This is a genomic window from Bacillus sp. JJ1764, assembly GCF_036962145.1.
Classification (GTDB): domain Bacteria; phylum Bacillota; class Bacilli; order Bacillales; family Cytobacillaceae; genus Neobacillus.
In genome coordinates, this window is sequence record NZ_JBALNY010000136.1 from 1 (window position 1) to 17,498 (window position 17,498).

A 17,498-nucleotide genomic window follows, 5' to 3' on the forward strand; every position below is an offset into this window, starting at 1 on the left:
AGTATAGATTGTCCCTTTTCCAACATTGGCAAGCTTTGCGAACTGATCCATTGTTGTGGCCTTATAGCCAAATAATGAAAATGACTTGGTTGCAGCTTCAACTATCATTCTTCTTCTATCAGGAGCCATGTGCACCCTCCGTTCTTATTGACCAATTTAGTTTTATGGTCATTCTCATCTAATTTTAATATAACATAGCCTTTACACCAATACAAATAAACTTGTAAAGAGAATGGAAAAAAGCATAATGGAAGTGCCTGGGCGATTTGATAAAGATAGATCACAGAGTGGATAATTTTTACGTTATCCCTCCATCTCACTTTTAATCTTTTATTCATATTCCATTCATAATCCGAGCTTAAGATGATGGCAAAGATAGATAGGAGATGATTGGAATGCTGAAACCCATTCAGAAGTTAGTTCAATTTTCAAGCAGTAAAAACGGCTCAAAGATCATTCTTTCGATTTGGATCGCCATTGTCATATTATTAAGTTTTTTGGCTCCTTCTTCAAAGGACTTTTCTGTTAGCAGCAAGGAAGGAAGCGTAAAAAACGATACCCCTTCTGCTATCGCTAAACAGGTACTAAAAAAACAATTCCCTAGTAAAGAAGGACTAACTGGGTTACTCGTTTTTCATCGGGACAATAAAATCACAAATGAGGACCGGAATAAGATTTCAGAAGTTAGTAAATGGCTCTCTTCAAACGATAAACCTAAAGAGTTGGAAGGGGCCGTACCTTTTCATCAGTTGCCCAAACCAGCGCAGGATCAGATGTTTTCAAAGGATGGAACAACCCTTCTTCTTAATTTTAATTTAAAAGAAGGCGCTGATTCTCATGCAGCTAATGAAACCATTAAAGCGATAAATGACAAACTGAAAGAGATGAAATTAGGATCTTTACAGGTTGAAATCACGGGGCCTGCCGGAATTTCTTCAGATACCATTACTATTTTTAAAAATGCTGACTTTGTTTTAATGCTTGGTACGATTGCTTTAATTTTTGTGATTTTGTTGGTCATTTACCGATCACCTTTACTCGCCGTCATACCTTTAGTTATCGCCGCAATCGTATACCAAGTGGTTGACCGGGTATTAGGAATGGGCGGCAAGAACGACTGGTTTGTGTTAGATAGCTCAGCGATTTCTATCATGCTGGTTCTTTTGTTTGCAGTTTTAACTGATTACAGCTTGTTTATCTTCTCTCGATACCGCGAGGAATTAAAAAAATTCCCTTCCCAGTATAGCGCGATGGGAGAAGCGATCCATCATGTATCAGAACCCATTTTATTCAGCGGCGGTACCGTGCTTCTTTCTGTTTTAACACTATTTGCAACGGTTTTTGAACCATATAATCATTTTGCACCGGTTTTTTCAGTGGCGATGGTGTTTATTCTATTGGCAGGTTTAACCCTAATCCCGAGTATGTTTGCGATCATGGGGCGCAAGGCATTCTGGCCGTTTGTGCCAAAGGCCACTGAACAATTAAATAAAAAGCAAGGCTTTTGGAAGAAAGTCAGTAAGCAAGTAGTAAAACATCCATCCATTATTACCGGTATTCTCATGGTTACCTTGCTAGCTGGTGCCTTGAATACCCTATCGATTCACTATTCATTTAATATTATGAAGTCGTTCCCAGACGAGCTTTCATCCCGTAAAGGATTTGAATTATTGGAAAAGTATTATCCAGCCGGGCAACTGGCTCCAGTTACCGTCATTTTAACCAAGGATAGCGAAATAACGATTGATGATAAATTTTCTAACAACGTACAAACTCTCGAAAATAAACTGAATTCCATCAAGGGTGTTGATTCCATCACTCAGGGTGTAACCGTAAATATGAAGCAAGTCCCTCGGGGAATGATCAGTGAAGACAAAAAGGCCGTGAAGCTACAATTGGTATTGAAAGATAATCCATATGATACAAGTGCATTAGAAACGGTGAAGCAGTTACGAAATCAAGATAAGAGAATGCTTAAAGATAGCGGATTTCCTGCTGATCACTATCAATTACATTATGATGGGCAAACAGCCGAACAATTAGATATTCGCGCTATGAACCAGCGGGATATGATTATTTTATTCTCTTTCGTCACCATTCTAATTACAATTATGTTGGGAATTCAGACACGTTCCATCTTAATGCCTATACTAATGATGTCAACAATTCTGTTATCGTTTGTCGCAACACTGGGATTTGGCTGGATTATTTTCCACAATATCTTAGGCTTTGATTCCATCAGCTACCGTTTACCGGTCTATGCATTTGTATTTATGGTCGCATTGGGCGTTGATTATAATATTATGCTTGTTTCTAGAATCAAGGAGGAAGCGGCTCATGTATCTTGGAAAGAGGCAGTTGGAAATGGGGTCGCACTAACCGGAGGTGTCATATCTTCTGCCGGTATTATCTTGGCTGCAACGTTTGCCGTTTTAATGACCCAGCCGTTACAAGAGTTGTTTTTATTCGGAATGACCATGGCACTTGGAGTTATCATGGATACTTTCTTAGTAAGAGGCATGCTGCTTCCTTCGATATTAGTACTATTGAAAAAAGGAACACCGCAAATGACTGTTTCAACAGATCAAAAAGTAATAGGTGAATAGAAATGAGGCAGCCGAATTTTTCCGGCTGCCTCATTTCTATTTATGCACAACTAGATGAGCAAAATGAAAGTGATCAAAGGAATGCAGATCATCATCTCTGTCTTTGAAATACATCTCTTCAATATTTTCTGGAGCAAGATTTTCATACACTAACATGTTGCAGTCTTGAATTTCAAAATCTAGTTCGAACGGGTCAAACCCAGTAACCATTTTTTCCCCTGTTTGAGCAGTTATTTGGCGCATTTGGATTAATTTCTCAGAGGCAAGTTTATCATGAAAGGCGGTATCATCGAGGTAATCAAATACAAAAGAGCTGCCGCTTACGGTCATTTCTGAAATAGTTGAAAGTAGTTTGTAAAAATCACGTTTCCTTAAATACATCACAACACCTAACAAGCTAAAGTAAGTCAATTTCTGCTCATGATACCCAATATTCTTCAACTCTTCCCTGAGTGAATCATGTGTAAAATCAACAGGAACAAATCTTACATTTTTAGGAATCTCAATCCCCAATTCTTTCAATCTGCTCATTTTAAATGCTTGTGTTGCAGGGTGGTCCACTTCATAGATCATAAAATCGTTAGGGAGATTTTTCTGTCTTAAGGCAAAGGTATCAAGTCCAGCTCCTAAAATCACATATTGGCTAAAACCACGTTTGATCGCAGCCAACAGACCATCCTCTGCATATCTAGCTCTGCTAACTAACTGAGGAACCGTTTGATGATTCATCACCCATTTCAATTTTTCCGCAGCCGAGGTCAATTGCTCCGCCTTTTCCGGATTAAAGAACGCAATCGCCTGTGCCCAATTACTACTTATGAGTTCCTTTTCCTCATCCAACAAAATTTCATTGGCAACACCGTCTTGAAAAATCGGATTCCTGCTAGATGCTGTGTGATACCCTCTGGCAAAACAACTTACCAACGCTGTTAAACTTCCCTTACTATTTTCCAAAAGAAATTCCCCCTTAAACGAAAAAACTCCTAGGCCAAATGATCGGCTAGGAGTTTATTTTAAGAGAATAAAACATTAAAGTCAATAATTTAAATTAATATTATAACACAAAAATATTTGTTTGTCAATATACTTTATATGTATTTTTTCAATTTCTGTCTAAAAATTGTTCCTGAAGGAGCCAATGAACTACTTAATACTATCAATGGTTACTCTACTCCATTAAAATTAAATTGTATAGCCAACATGATTAACTGATAATGCCATAAAATTGAAAGAGAGGTTACATCTTTTAGATACAAGGAGGTAAAATTACAATGAAAACTAGAAAAACAATGATCTTAACCTACTCAGCAATGGGAATTGCCTTAAATGTCATATTAGGCACCGTTGTATCATCACTGAAAATCCCCCTACTATTCTTGGATACGATCGGGACCGTCTTAATATCTGTATTATTCGGGCCTTGGTGGGGTGTCTTGACTGGGGGATTAACAAATGTCGTACTAGGAGCAACTACAGGGGCTTCTGCCATTTTCTTTGGGATCGTTAATATTGCTATTGCAGTGGTTGTCGGTTTTATGTCAAGGAAATTTGATTTTACTAAATGGTATATAGCCATTCTTACTGGACTTATTTTATCAGTAGTTGCACCACTTATTGGAACACCGATTGCTGTTGCTGTTTATGGTGGCTTAAATGGCAGTGGCATGGATTTGGTAGTTGTATGGTTAAGGTCTGCAGGAGAAAGTATTTTTGCTTCCACATTTCTATCAAGAATTGCTGGGAATTTTGTAGATAAAATCATCACCTGTATGCTCGTCACGTTTATGATTTCACGCTTACCCAATTTTTCAAAAATCATGGAGAGGGAAAAACGACATGCAGCGTAGTAAAAAAATCTTAATCGTTTCTCATTGCATTTTAAACCAGAATACGGTCATTGAAGAAGAAGCAAGAGCTGAGGGGGCCGTTCAATCAGCGGTAGAGTGGGCTATGAAGGAAGGCTTCGGATTTCTCCAGTTGCCCTGCCCAGAGTTTACATTTCTAGGTTTAAACCGCCCGCCAATGACGTATGAAGAATATGACACTCCAGAATATCGTCGGCATTGCCGGGAGATTTTAACACCGGTTATCCAGCAAGCAGAGGAATATGTGAAAAATGGCTATGAAATGGAGGAACTACTTGGAATTCAAAGCAGTCCTTCATGCGACCCCTCCAGAGGTGTGTTTATGGAGGAGCTTTATGGAATGCTTGCTGATAAAGGGATCACATTAAAAAAATTAAGATACCTTCCTAATACGAGTAATCCGAAATTCAATAGTGAAGTCCATAGTATGATGAAGAATTAATATTAAGAAGAAGCCAACCTCCTATTTATGGTGGTTGGCTTCTTCTTTTTCAAGAATTATATATATCCGCTTTGGAAAAAATAATCGAAAATATTAATCAAACATTTGATTAAATCTTATGTTTGCCTGGAAGGAATGAATGACATCAGTGAGAAAAATTAAACTTTATACTGCATGTGTTACTTTTATTTTTTTGATTACGGGCTCTTTCCTTTATTTTTTCCAGAATACATATGGACAAGAGATTGATCCATTGAATATTCATTATGGAAAACATACCAAGCAGACATTAGATATTTACAGAGCAAATACCGAAAAAAAATCACCAGTCATCATTTATGTTCACGGCGGGAGCTGGACTGCGGGGGATAAAAATAATGTTTCAAAGAAACCACTATTTTTTACAAATCAAGGTTTTGTGTTTGTATCAGTCAATTACCGCCTTTTTCCCGAGGCAAGCTATCACCAAATGACTGATGACCTATCCTCGGCCATTAAATGGATTTATGATCACGCGGACCACTATGAAATTGACAAAACACGAATTAATTTAATGGGCCATTCTGCCGGTGGCCATTTAGTTACGCTAATCGGAACAAATCCGAAATATTTAAATAAGGTTGGTCTTTCACCTCTGTCAGTGAGATCCATTATTGATTTAGAGGGTCCCGTTGATTTATCACTGTTAGTTTCAAGGGATGCAAAGTTTAAAAGGGTATTTGGTGATAATAAAATGGATTGGGCAGAGGCTTCTCCACTTGCTTATGCCAAAAATCAATATGCGCCTCTTTTTTTAGTCAATCACAGAGATTCATCTATTAAAACCTTTTTGGAAGTTGCAAGTTCTGCAGGCAATACAGTAAAATACTTCGAATGTCGAACACTTTCTCACCGGGGAATTACCAAAGAGCTTGGGTCTACTACTACTTCAGAGGAAGCCAAGGACCTAACAAATGCCGTAGTTGATTTTTTAAAAACCTATAATTAAAAAAACATCTGCCTAGTAGTATTTTAGGCAGATGTTTTATTTACAATTAAGTAGCTTTATGCTTTGTATTCTAATTATTTCATGGATGACTAAAATAAAAAATGAGCGGTTCATTTTCAAAGCTATTGCTTCCCCTTACTTAGCTGTTCCCGATCTGCAAATTTCGGCGGCTGCTCCATCCACCCTCTTTCAATCATTAAATTCAACCCATCTTCCCCGAAATTTCCTGCTTTGGTAATAAAACCTGCGTACATGGCACTTATGTCCCTGCGCATCGTCGTTGCTAAACCGCCTCCATAGGTGATTATTCCAAGATTGGACAGTACCCCAACCACATACATCATAAATTGATCTGAGAATGGAGCAACGGTGGAATTAGTCACACTTTGATCCCAAGACATTCCGGCTGGCACGTCGCTTTCGATTAACATATCATGAATAGAGCTTAGGATGTGCTTGCATAGGTGTTTTCCGTGAAGAAAATAATTACGTATTTCCTGCTCATTAGCAACTTGAGAAAAGCCCGTACAAGTAGCACTTCCAATTTCATTTTGAATGGAGTTGATTACTAAGTGGGTTGCCTCAATTGCTAACAAAGGACGTTTTCGGCCGAACCATCCTGTTAAAAAGCTATCCTTGTTAATATAGTCGACTTCAGTAGGATAGTTCATAGTCGGCATCGGTACATAAATCCCTTTATCTTGCATAAATACGACCGTATCATTATAAAGCTGGGAAGTGTCATCCAGAAAGGATTTAAACATTTCCCGGATATCTTCTCTAGCCGAAATGGTGAAGATTGACAAGTGCGAAGCAACAGCAAACCGACACATTTGTTGTACATACTGCAGGTAAAATAAATCAGAAAAAAGTTTGGGAGCATTGGGAACTACATGCTTTTCCACTTTAAACCCTTCCGGAACAGCTATTTTTTCTTTAAGAAAAATTTCATCTACATTGTTCTTATGGTTTATGGCAATCTCATATGTTTTTTTGAGAAATGGCAAAATGTCGGGGTCAGAACATGTTTCGATAAAATGTTTCATAAGACAAATTGCCACACTATCATTCATATTGGTTGCCCATAATGCAGAGATTTCTCCGCATGTTAATTTTACAATCTCAGGTTGATTGCTCACATAGATCCCTCCATACATCTATTTTTCCCCGAAAGAATGAAGGATATTTAAACGAATATTAGAAAGCCCGCCGATTGGCGAGCCTTTAGGCGAAAACAGGGGCGTAGTTGCATTAATGCCTGATAAAAAAGTTATACTTTCTTCCTATCGGCAAATAAAAAAACAGGACCTACACTGATCCTGTTTAATAAGTTTGCTATTTTGGATTGGTAAATAATTGATAATTATTTTTCCCGGCTCTTTTGGCTCCATAGAGAGCAATGTCACTTTGTTTCAACAATTCTAATCTGGACGTTCCATCCTTAGGATAAAAGGCAATTCCAATACTCGAAGTCGTATGAAACGAATATTCACCAATTTTCCAAGGTTCTTGAATGGCAGCTATGATCCGCTCCGCAATATTTATGGCATCTTTTTCTTCATTCAGTTCTGGAACTATGATGGTAAACTCATCGCCGCCCTGTCTGGCAAGGCAATCCATTTCCCGAAGACATCCTTTTACTCTATGAGCAAATTGCTTAAGAAACTCATCACCTACATCATGCCCCAGATTGTCATTGATTTGTTTGAAGTTATCAATATCCATATACATCACAGCGATATATCGATTATTCGATTCTGCTAATCTAATCTCTTGTTCTAAACGATCATTAAATAATCTCCGATTCGGCAGGTCTGTCAGAGTATCATGGAATGCCAAATAGGTCAGTTTTTCTTCATACATTTTTCTTTCGGTAATTTCTCTCGAAACGATAAGGAAGTGTTCAAATTCCCCGTTTTCATGGAAAATGGGTGTTGCTTTTGCCTCCACCCAAATCCATTCTTCCTTAATGTTTTTAAAACGAAAATGAAAAACACGGACATCTCCGCTTTCAACCATTTCATCAAAATGCTTGCGGACATGAGGGAGATCATCTTGGTGCATAAATTCCCTACCACGTTTTCCTTCATAAGCTTCACTTGGAAATCCTAAGACTGATACATGGGAAGGAGATGCATACTTGAAAATTCCATCATGATCTATGATACAAACAAGATCTGTCATATTTTCCGCGATTAGTCTATATCTTGCTTCACTTTCACGAAGTGCCTCATCTACTTGCTTCTTATTGGTTAGATCATGGATAATCATGAAATATGCAGGTTTCCCTTTGAAATTTAATGATATTCCACGTACTTCTATATCGATTATTTTTCCATCCATTCGAATTGCTTTTTCTTCAGTTGGAGAAATAACAATCCCAGGCTGGTCTAATTTACAGATACATTCCTCAACTACATCTTTATATTCTGGTGGTGAAAAATCAAGTAACGATTTTCCAATCAGATCATCCAAAGAAGAGGCTGCTAATAAATTCAAGCAAGCTAGGTTTGCATGCAAGATACCGTCATCATTATGAATCATAATAGCTTCGGGATATAGTTCAATAAATAAATCTTGTTGTGTTTCATACCATTTCAGTTGCGCGCCATGCTCCATATCGATCACCAGATATACCACCACTCTTTCATTATTAAGCTATCTACTATTATCGCAATATCATTATATACTCCCATTCGACAAAAATCGACTTTTATTAAATGGAAAAATCGAGACAGTAAACGAATTACTGTTCTCAGTTTTACACCAGGGAATAATAAGGAGCAATGCAGACCTTATTCCTGCCTGTCTTTTTCGCTTGGTATAAAGATTTATCGGCATCTTCAATCAGCATAGCGGGATCAGTGGTCGTATCCTGAAAACTTGATACACCAATAGAGATGGTTAATTTGATTTTCTTACCTGAGAAAAAACTAAACGTATGGTTTTCAACATTCTCTCTAATCCTCTCGGCAATCTCCACTGCTCTGCTTAAAGGGCAGTCCCTCAATAATACCGTAAATTCTTCACCGCCATTTCGGCTGACAATATCAAAAGGTCTTGTGTTTTTTTGTAAAACAATTCCTAACTCTTTAAGGACGGCATCTCCAGTTTCATGCCCATACGTATCGTTAATATGTTTAAAAAAGTCGATATCGATATAAAGTAGAGAAAGCTTTAAATCATTCTCCTTTGTCTCTTTTATCAAATGCTTAAAGACCTCATTAAATTTCCGCTTATTATTTAATCCTGTTAAACTGTCTGTTACTGATTCCTCCAGATATTTATCATAAAGCCTTTGGCTTCTTCTAATATATCCAATCACGTAGAAAGATAAATAGGCTGATAAGCTGGAGACCAGCCAATAAACTGGGATTACTTTTATAAACACATCGATATTATGAACAAGGTATCCAAATATTGCTGAGAACATGAGATTATTAAAGGTTAAAATCATGGTAACTTTAAACTTTTTTGAAAAATTACGTTTTGAAAAATAGATTGCAAAAAGCGTCCCTGAAACACTCATCAGCAAAGCATAGTAAAAAACATTAGTGGAAATAAAATACCTCCCGATGATTGTTAAAATCATTGAAATAATTGCTGGAAGAGCACCTCCATAATAAGCTACCAGGATGGTAGGAATGTGACGTAGATCCACGAATGTCCCACTAACTTTAATACTAAATAGCATAAGTAAAATGCTTAATAGACCTCCCCATATCCCAGCAAGAACCTTTATGATATAGGGAGAACGGGAGGATAATGGGGATTTTTTAAAAATTTGCGAGTAGAAAAACAGGATGGAGACAAGTATTGATAAATTAACAAATAAGTCCTTTATGATCATACAAAATCACCAACAGACAAGATTATTAGGTAGTACCTAATAGAATTCACACTTTTTTCTAGTTTTATGAGGGTTTTGTATAAAAACAAAAGGACTCCAGGGTATGAAGTCCTAATGAATGCCTTATTCATTTACTTGATAAACAACACGCCCATTATAGAGGGTCAATGCCACTTTTACATTTCTCATTTCCTCCATAGGAACGGCAAAAACATTTTGATTCAATACCGCAATATCTGCAAACTTCCCTGCTTCTAATGTTCCCAATCGTTGATCTTCAAAGTTGACATACTGCCCGCCTATTGTCCATGCCCTCAAATTCTCGGCAATACTCATTCCTTGCTCTTTATTAAACCCTTGTTCTGGTTTACCGTCAGGGAACCTTCTGCCAACAGCATGATAAATAGACAGTGGAATATTTGGTGTATCAAGCGGTAAATCGGTGCCGCAGCAAATATTGACCCCTTCATCAATCATGCTTCGGTAGGCCCAATATTGCTTTAACCTGTGTTCACCTACAAAGCTTGGTCCATAAAAGTCTTCATATCGGCCCGTTCCATTCATTATCTGCACATAATTTGTTGCGGTAATATCCAAGTCAGCCATTCTTTTGATATCAATCGGATGAATCATTTCGAGATCAATGATTGTATGTCTGGCATCCCTTTTTCCATTGTTTTTCATGCAGTTTTCAAAAATATCAATGGATTTTCGAACAGCTGCGTCACCTTCAGCATGAAGAGCACAGCGAAATCCTCTACGATCTGCTTCTAGAACACTTTTACCTATAGCCTCGTAGTTCACTGGTGATTGATTACAGGTATCAGGTTTGTTCGTATAAGGTTCCAGCATATCACCATTGAAGGAGGCAATTTCCCCATCAGCCATTAGATTATATCCCATGAACTTAATAGAATCACCTGTAAATCTTTCACGACAGGACTCTCCATAGTTAAAATTGATTTCTTCCGCAACAGGCTGGGAGACGAGATTCACTCGATGTATTAGCTCCCCCGTTTCCGCAAAATTAGCAAGAATATTGGAAAACCCGGAATAGTCATCAAACCCAATTTCTTTTATAGAAGTAATTCCTCTCGATGCTAAAAGGTGGCTAAACTCCCTGTATTCCTCTGCCATTTGCTCACGATCACTTAAAATTTCTTTTAATAACTTCCAACAAGCTTCTGCGTAACATTCATCTTTTGTAAAACCGTATTTCTCTTCCGCAGCCCGATTCATGAAGCAAAAATCACGAGCAGGTGTGAAGATTGCTACAGGCCGATCACCAAATACTTCATCCAATAGACGCCCTGTTTTTTCTTGTTCAGACCATCCCTCCACATTTAGTCCATGACCCACCAACGTTTTTCCCTGCGGAATGGTTTTGGAATAGCTTTTAACCATCTCTAAGACTTCTAAACTACTGGAAGCACCGGAACAATCTACTCCTGCCCTGGTCCAGGCATATCCTGTAAAGAAAACATGGTTATCCAGAAATCCTGGACAAACCAGCTGATCACCTAACTCATAAATGGTTGTTTCCGGACCTGCCCATTTTCCTATCTCGCTTTTACTCGCAACTGCAGCAATTTTATTACCTGTTATCGCTACAATGCCAGGGACAGGCGATTCATCATCTGGTTTAGCCGAAAAAATACAATTAGAAACTAAGATTAGATCCGCATATTTACTTTCCGTCTTGTTCATTTTTATGGCTCCTTTTTTTTAGAAAATATAACCGGCTGCTAAATACAAGACGGCGGCAATTCCAAATGAAATAAAGTGATAAGGAAGTCCCGACACATTGTGCTCATATAAGTCCAGTTTGGTGGCGGCAGCGGTACACATCCCAGCATCTGAGGCAAAACTTGCATTACTTCCAAACAAACCGGCGCAGAATAGGGCCCCTAAACATAGGTATGGATTTGCTCCTGTAGCAGCAGCAAGCCCAATGACAGATGGAAGCACCATCATATAAAGTGTCCAGTTAAAAGTTACTAAGAATTCGGTACCACAGAATAGTAGGAACAATGCAACTGGAAGCAGATGTGGATCCACGATATTATGGGTTGCTCCAACAATAAACTTTGTGAAACCCAAATCTGAAATCATAGTGGACATGGTGATCCCAATAATGAATAGGAACGTCATTTGAACCATACTGTTAAATCCTTCAAAAACGATATTAAAGATGTCCTCCATTTTGAAGATTCCCTGAATAAGGAATAATGCTCCTGATATCATAACGGCAAGCCCAATTCCATATTGCATATTAAAATCAAAATAAATACACGCACCAATTAAGGCCACAATAGGGATTAAGAAAGTTAACATATTAACGCCTTTTTTAGGCTCTGGCATTTCTTCCTCAACTACATCACTTGCCCCTGAACCCTTAGCCGGCGGAAATACTGAACCGCCCTTTTCCACGCGCTTATAAGCCTTTTTTATCAAACCGAGCTTTGGAAACCAGCCCATTGTTACCAATAGGGCAATGATCAGCGAAATAATGGAATAAAACATAAACGGAACGACCTTCATATATTCAGTGACACCGGATCCAGCCGCGGCAAATTTATTTTGTTCTAGGAGGGATGCACAGAAAACAACCCAAGAACCAATCGGTATAATACTAGAGGTATGGACGGCGGTAGCTCTGATGGTATAAGCGGTTTGCTCTCTTGGCACCTTAAATTCATCATTAACAGGCCCCATACTTGCTCCAATTACGAAGGCTTGAAGATAATCGTCCACACTTAAAACCCAACTTAAAATCCATTGAAAGAAAAGTGAAAACCGGGAGCTTTTTGCCTTTTTCGCCACTACCCTTGCAAAATAAGCGGCTGCTCCACTTTTCCTTAACATCTCAATGACAATCCCCAGCAATAAGAAAACTACAGCCAGATAGGCCGTATCTGCATCTGTAATCGTTTTCAATACATGGTCCTGATATTCAACGAAGAAATTAGTCTTATATTTAATGAACACAGCAAGCATACCTGACCATAAAAACCCTTCAATTAAGCTCTTTGTCAAAATAACAAATAGAAAGATGGCAACTGCCGGGAGCATGCTCCAACCTGCATAATATTTGGCTCCTTCAGGGGCAAAAATTCCACTGATAACGAAGGAAGCAATTAAAAAAGCATAGCCTAGAATCTTTTTATTTCTTTCACTAAATAAGGAGTTTTTCTTGGGAGTGTTTGGCGTAATATTTTCCTGGTTCTTTTCGTACAATTCCGTTTCGATTACTGCATTGGATTTCATAAGTTCAGTTCACCCCAAAAGAAATTTTTATTGCAGATGACATTTTTATTCAAACTTTCTACCAAATCCAAATGCTCCTTCTCGAAGACAATTATTCGCGGAAAACCTTGCCGCCTTGTTAAATGCATCCTCTATAACATTTGGAGACACCCTGACATTTTTCTTCCATCCATTTTGCAATAAGTGAATGAGGAAGGCAGTAACAAAGGAATCGCCTGCTCCCATTGTATCTAACGGCTCAACCAGCTCCACTACTCCTTCATAAAAAGCCTGTCCATCAAAGAAAACGGATCCGTCTGTACCCATGGTTGCTAATGCATAGGTGGTTCCCAAATCTATTACTTTTTGAAGCAATGTTTTTATACTGTCCATAGACTGTCCTTTACAAGAAAATAAGGCAAAATCAATATGCGGGCAAACCTCCTGTAAATAGCCCTCTTGATGAAATGGCTCTTCGTCCGCAAAATCGAAGCTTACCAAAGCCTCTAATGGTGTAAGCTTCTTTAATTCGGTTTCGACTTTGGCAAAACATCCTGAATGAATTAAAGCGAATTGGTTTAGATAATCAAGTTCCGTTTCCCCCAAAATCATGGGCTCTTTTGTAGAAATTCCACCCTCGTTCCAGTCTACAAATACTCGGTCACCTTCTACAAGATTCACTAAACAAAAACCACTTTCACCTTGTTTAACCACACAATGAGACAAATCAATCTCTAGTTTTGTTAAAGTATCTTTGATATGATCAGCAATCACATCATTTCCAAATACACCAATATAGGCAGAAGGAATGCCTAGTTGTTTGGCATAAACCGCAAAGTTGACGGCATTTCCGCCAGGATACATAACTCCCGTATGCTGATATTGATCAACGACATTATCACCAAATCCAACAACTTTCATTTCTGGTCTCCTCCATATTAGTAGGGGATTCTCCTATTAGAACTTTAGGTTTGGAGAATCCCCACAACCATTTTAGTATTCTATTTTTCGATAATATCTTCTAGTTGACAATGGATGATTTCGTTCTTTTTCTAAGTAGGTGCTCACTCGTTCAAATAAAGAAGCAATAATTATTGGTGATAGGAATTTACGGAACTGTTCGCTAATTCCTTTTAATTCATATTGCTTTGTATCGAAAATACTTAATTTATCTGTGTATTTGCTGGCAAAACGCTCAACTCGGTCCATTAATGGACGGCTTTCATCTTCACCAGTCATGAGGATGACACTTGTATCCCGCTCAACTAATTCTAATGTTCCATGGAAAAATTCTGCAGCATGGATGGACTTAGTCCGAATCCATTGCATCTCCTCCAGAACACACATAGCATAAGAGTACGTCTCTCCCCAAACACTTCCAGAACCAACCAACATATGATAGGTCTCATCTTTATAAAGCTTGGCAAATTGCTCTGCTTGGCTCTCTGTTTGTTGCTTCACATCAAGCAGCACATGTGGCATTTTCTCAAGCTCATCGGCAAATTGCTTGTATTGAGGGAAATCACCATTGGCTTCCATTAATTTAAAAATAAGCATATACAGCTGGAGGTAAATGGAGTCAGAAGCTGTATCGTTTTCTGAGTAATTGACTAAACAGTAATCTGATAGCTCAGCAAGTGGTGTACCCAATTCTCCTACTAACCCTATGGTTGTTGCACCCTTCTCTTTGCAATATTTCGCAGCTTGTACTGTTTCCTTTGTAGTGCCGGACAATGAAGAAAGGATTACTAGTGATTCAGGACCAAAATGCTTATGGTCATATAACACAAATTCAGCCGCAATCTCTGCAAAAACCGGAATAGTTGAATTCGATTTTAACATATACTCAAAAGGATACATGATGGCAATCGAACCGCCGGATCCAAGTAAAAATAAGTTCTTATAACCTTTCGCTGTAACAGAATCAACCACGTCCTCAATTTGACTCCGTAACTGGACAGCTCCTCTCGTTACTTTTAAAAAGTTTGCTTCATCAAAATTAAACATCTTACTTCCTCCTTATGTAACTCTATGGTATATACCATATTAATCGGTATATACCATTACCAGTGGCATATACCACTAAAAACGGTATATACCATTTATGAACTCAGTATAATCCTCCCCCTATTAAAAAGCAAGCGCTTTTTTTAGTATTTTACTAAAATGATAAATCTGTATAAAATCGGACAATATCTCCCCGAGTAACTGACTGCGAGTATTCAATCCGTCTTTCCTGATCATCATAAGCTACGGTTTCCAATAAAATACAGGCACTCTCATTTTGAACTTTTAGCATACGGCTCTCTATTTCATCACTAATGACAATTCTGGTATATTGGGTGGCTCTAAGGAGTTTAATGGAGTAAACTTCCTCTAGCACTTCGTATAAGGAAACATTATCATTCATATATTTTTCAATGCCCTTACAATACTTGTATGGAATCTGTGACAATTCAATGGCTACCGGAATTTCATCCGCCATTCTTAATCGTTTCAACGAGAACAACTCTTCACCCGTCTCAATCCCAAGTGATTTAGCAACTGAAGATTTAGCCGGAACAATATCCATCGAGATGGTTTTTGTAGTCGGCATCATACCAATATCAAGCATTGCTTTGGAAAAACTGTTAAAAGTAAAATCCATTTCAATTTTCCGGTTTGTCACAAACGTCCCGGCACCTACAATTCGTTCTACATACCCTTCTCTTTCCAGCAGTGAGAGAGCATGCCTTGCCGTCATGCGGCTAATTTTATATCTTTCTGCCAACTCACGCTCGGAAGGAAGCTTATCCCCATGCTGCAGATTGCCATTCTCTATTTCATCTGCAATCAAATCCTTTAATTGCCGATAAAAAGGGACAGAATTCTCCGTTTCAAAATTTTTCATATCCATTTACCTCAATACTTTAGTAGTTTTTGGTTCCACCTCATTATATCTGAAAAAAATCTGCCTTTCCAGATGCTCTTATGAATGAAATGAACCTTCCTATTAAGCAAGAAATCTCATTACTAGCTTGGTCCGTTAAACCGTTCCTCTTTCAATGAATCTAACGGATAATTCTTTGTGTGATATTTCTTCTTTTATTGCTTGAAGAAACAGATTTTTCCCCATTTCCTCAAGTGGAACCTCGATCGTGGTAATATCCATCATTTTAGCAATAGGTTCATTATCAAATCCAATAATCGCGAGGTCGTTCGGAATAGCTATTTGTTCTCTTTGACAACAGATGACAATCCCAGCTGCAACTTGATCACTTGTAACCAGCAGCGCTGTTGGCGGAACATCCATTTTTTTAATTTGTCTTATCACTTTTTCGCCATGCTCAAAATAAAGACATTGATCCATAATATATTCAGGGATGTCCGGAAGATTATATTTCTCAAGAAAATCTCTGTAAGCACGCTCCCGGTTTTGGCTGTTGGTACTCCATCTTCTGCCGATGCAATAGCCAATTCGTTTATGCCCTTTTTGATACAAGTACTCTAAAGCATCTGTAAAAATTTTATAGTGGTTAACAGAAGTAGAGGATATTTTTTTGCCGTTCATATTTTCTCCTAGTACAATGGTACCAAACGGTAAATGGTTTTCAATCATGGACAAATCGCAGGCTCGTGAGCAAATTATCAAAGAATCAATTTGCTTAAGCTTTAACATTTCTAATGCTTCCATTTCCCTGCTTTCCTTGAAATCTGTTTGAAAAAGGACCAATTTATAATTGTGTTCCAATGCTTGCTTGGCAATCCCCTTTAGTAACTGGGCAAAATAAGGATGATCTGAAACTGGAATGACGACACCCATCAGCTGTGTTTTACCTTTGCTTAAGTGAACAGCATTGATATTTTTATGATAATTACTGACTCTAATTGCTTCTAAAACTGCCTGCCTTTTTTCTTCCTTCACATAAGGATGATGATTTAACACCCTGGAAACGGTTGTAACCGAAACTCCAGCCATTCTTGCCAGATCTTTAATATTAGTCATGGAATCACCTATCAAAAAACAATCTTGGGTGCACCATCGATTTACAATTCTTCAAGAACAATCCGATCTTCAACTGCATCGGCTGTGAGCCACGCTCCATGTAATGTAAGACTTGCATCAATTGGTGTTTCAGGTGTGAACGTACACCTGCCTCCAGTTAATTGTAAATTATTTGTTACATGATTAAAAGTAACATGCTGGATATCTTCATCATTGACCAAACCTATCAGTTCACCATATAAAATATTACCGCCATTATAGGTTGCCCGAACAATTTTACCATATTGCTTAAAGTAAAAGGCTGTTTCATTTCTAATATCTCCGCAATTTCCACCTGTGGTACAAACAAAGATCTTGTTATGAAAGTTCATAGTCCCCGCCACCTCACCCCACTCATTTGTTTTGAGTTTAAAGTATGAAACGCTTTTCAGGTCAATGGGTGAAATAGAAAAAATTTACAAAAGGGAGGGTCTCTATCAGGGGGTGAAAGACATTTTATGGCTGGGCCACTCATTT

Annotated in this window: 16 protein-coding genes; 4 read left to right on the forward strand and 12 right to left on the reverse strand. The window is 38.1% G+C overall.

All coding sequences use genetic code 11. The features are described from left to right. Positions 1–129: TetR/AcrR family transcriptional regulator (locus V7083_RS17990; protein ID WP_335480491.1), on the reverse strand; the 129-nt coding region annotated here is incomplete at its 3' end. A gap of 266 nt (positions 130–395) precedes the next feature. Between V7083_RS17990 and V7083_RS17995 the strand changes: the two genes are divergently transcribed. Continuing rightward, a complete protein-coding gene (locus tag V7083_RS17995) occupies positions 396–2,606 on the forward strand; it encodes an MMPL family transporter (RefSeq protein ID WP_335480463.1) in 2,211 nt (736 codons plus the stop codon). 36 nt (positions 2,607–2,642) lie between these two features. Here the strand turns inward: V7083_RS17995 and V7083_RS18000 are convergent, their stop codons facing one another. Continuing rightward, complete coding sequence (locus V7083_RS18000; RefSeq protein WP_335480465.1) at positions 2,643–3,560, reverse strand: class I SAM-dependent methyltransferase; 918 nt, start codon at positions 3,558–3,560, stop codon at positions 2,643–2,645. A 317-nt stretch (positions 3,561–3,877) separates the two neighbouring features. Here V7083_RS18000 and V7083_RS18005 point away from each other — a divergent pair, with 317 nt between their 5' ends. The 3 genes from V7083_RS18005 to V7083_RS18015 all read left to right on the forward strand — a co-directional run bounded on the left by V7083_RS18005 (position 3,878) and on the right by V7083_RS18015 (position 5,901). Beyond that, positions 3,878–4,453: a CD3073 family putative ECF transporter S component gene (locus tag V7083_RS18005; protein ID WP_335480467.1), complete on the forward strand. Its 576-nt coding sequence runs from the start codon at positions 3,878–3,880 to the stop codon at positions 4,451–4,453. Then, positions 4,443–4,913 carry a CD3072 family TudS-related putative desulfidase gene (locus V7083_RS18010; protein ID WP_335480469.1) on the forward strand — a complete coding sequence of 157 codons (471 nt, stop codon included), beginning with the start codon at positions 4,443–4,445 and terminating at the stop codon, positions 4,911–4,913. The genes V7083_RS18005 and V7083_RS18010 overlap by 11 nt, the downstream gene beginning before the upstream one ends. A gap of 253 nt (positions 4,914–5,166) precedes the next feature. Next, positions 5,167–5,901, forward strand: a complete 735-nt coding sequence (locus V7083_RS18015; protein ID WP_335480471.1) for an alpha/beta hydrolase — start codon at positions 5,167–5,169, stop codon at positions 5,899–5,901. 122 nt (positions 5,902–6,023) lie between these two features. Here the strand turns inward: V7083_RS18015 and V7083_RS18020 are convergent, their stop codons facing one another. The 10 genes from V7083_RS18020 to V7083_RS18065 form a co-directional block, all read right to left on the reverse strand. Beyond that, positions 6,024–7,040 (reverse strand): DUF3231 family protein, encoded by a 1,017-nt coding sequence (locus tag V7083_RS18020; protein WP_335480473.1) that lies wholly within the window; start codon positions 7,038–7,040, stop codon positions 6,024–6,026. Between the two features lie 196 nt (positions 7,041–7,236). After that, positions 7,237–8,520 (reverse strand): sensor domain-containing diguanylate cyclase, encoded by a 1,284-nt coding sequence (locus V7083_RS18025; protein WP_335480493.1) that lies wholly within the window; start codon positions 8,518–8,520, stop codon positions 7,237–7,239. Between the two features lie 142 nt (positions 8,521–8,662). Beyond that, a complete protein-coding gene (locus V7083_RS18030; protein ID WP_335480475.1) occupies positions 8,663–9,751 on the reverse strand; it encodes a diguanylate cyclase in 1,089 nt (362 codons plus the stop codon). Positions 9,752–9,874: 123 nt separating this feature from the next. Then, complete coding sequence (locus V7083_RS18035) at positions 9,875–11,458, reverse strand: amidohydrolase (RefSeq protein ID WP_335480477.1); 1,584 nt, start codon at positions 11,456–11,458, stop codon at positions 9,875–9,877. A gap of 18 nt (positions 11,459–11,476) precedes the next feature. Beyond that, complete coding sequence (locus V7083_RS18040) at positions 11,477–13,018, reverse strand: Na+/H+ antiporter NhaC family protein (RefSeq protein WP_335480479.1); 1,542 nt, start codon at positions 13,016–13,018, stop codon at positions 11,477–11,479. Positions 13,019–13,063: 45 nt separating this feature from the next. Further along, the gene (locus tag V7083_RS18045; protein WP_335480481.1) at positions 13,064–13,918 is read right to left on the reverse strand and encodes a PfkB family carbohydrate kinase; all 855 of its coding nucleotides are present in this window, start codon (positions 13,916–13,918) and stop codon (positions 13,064–13,066) included. A 72-nt stretch (positions 13,919–13,990) separates the two neighbouring features. After that, on the reverse strand, positions 13,991–15,004 hold the full coding sequence (locus V7083_RS18050) for an SIS domain-containing protein (RefSeq protein ID WP_335480483.1): 1,014 nt from the start codon (positions 15,002–15,004) through the stop codon (positions 13,991–13,993). Between the two features lie 154 nt (positions 15,005–15,158). Further along, positions 15,159–15,887 carry a GntR family transcriptional regulator gene (locus tag V7083_RS18055; protein ID WP_335480485.1) on the reverse strand — a complete coding sequence of 243 codons (729 nt, stop codon included), beginning with the start codon at positions 15,885–15,887 and terminating at the stop codon, positions 15,159–15,161. A 135-nt stretch (positions 15,888–16,022) separates the two neighbouring features. Continuing rightward, positions 16,023–16,982 (reverse strand): LacI family DNA-binding transcriptional regulator, encoded by a 960-nt coding sequence (locus V7083_RS18060; protein ID WP_335480487.1) that lies wholly within the window; start codon positions 16,980–16,982, stop codon positions 16,023–16,025. A gap of 41 nt (positions 16,983–17,023) precedes the next feature. Beyond that, positions 17,024–17,353, reverse strand: coding sequence for a hypothetical protein (locus V7083_RS18065; RefSeq protein WP_335480489.1), 330 nt, complete (start codon positions 17,351–17,353; stop codon positions 17,024–17,026). Between the last annotated feature and the right edge of the window lie 145 nt (positions 17,354–17,498).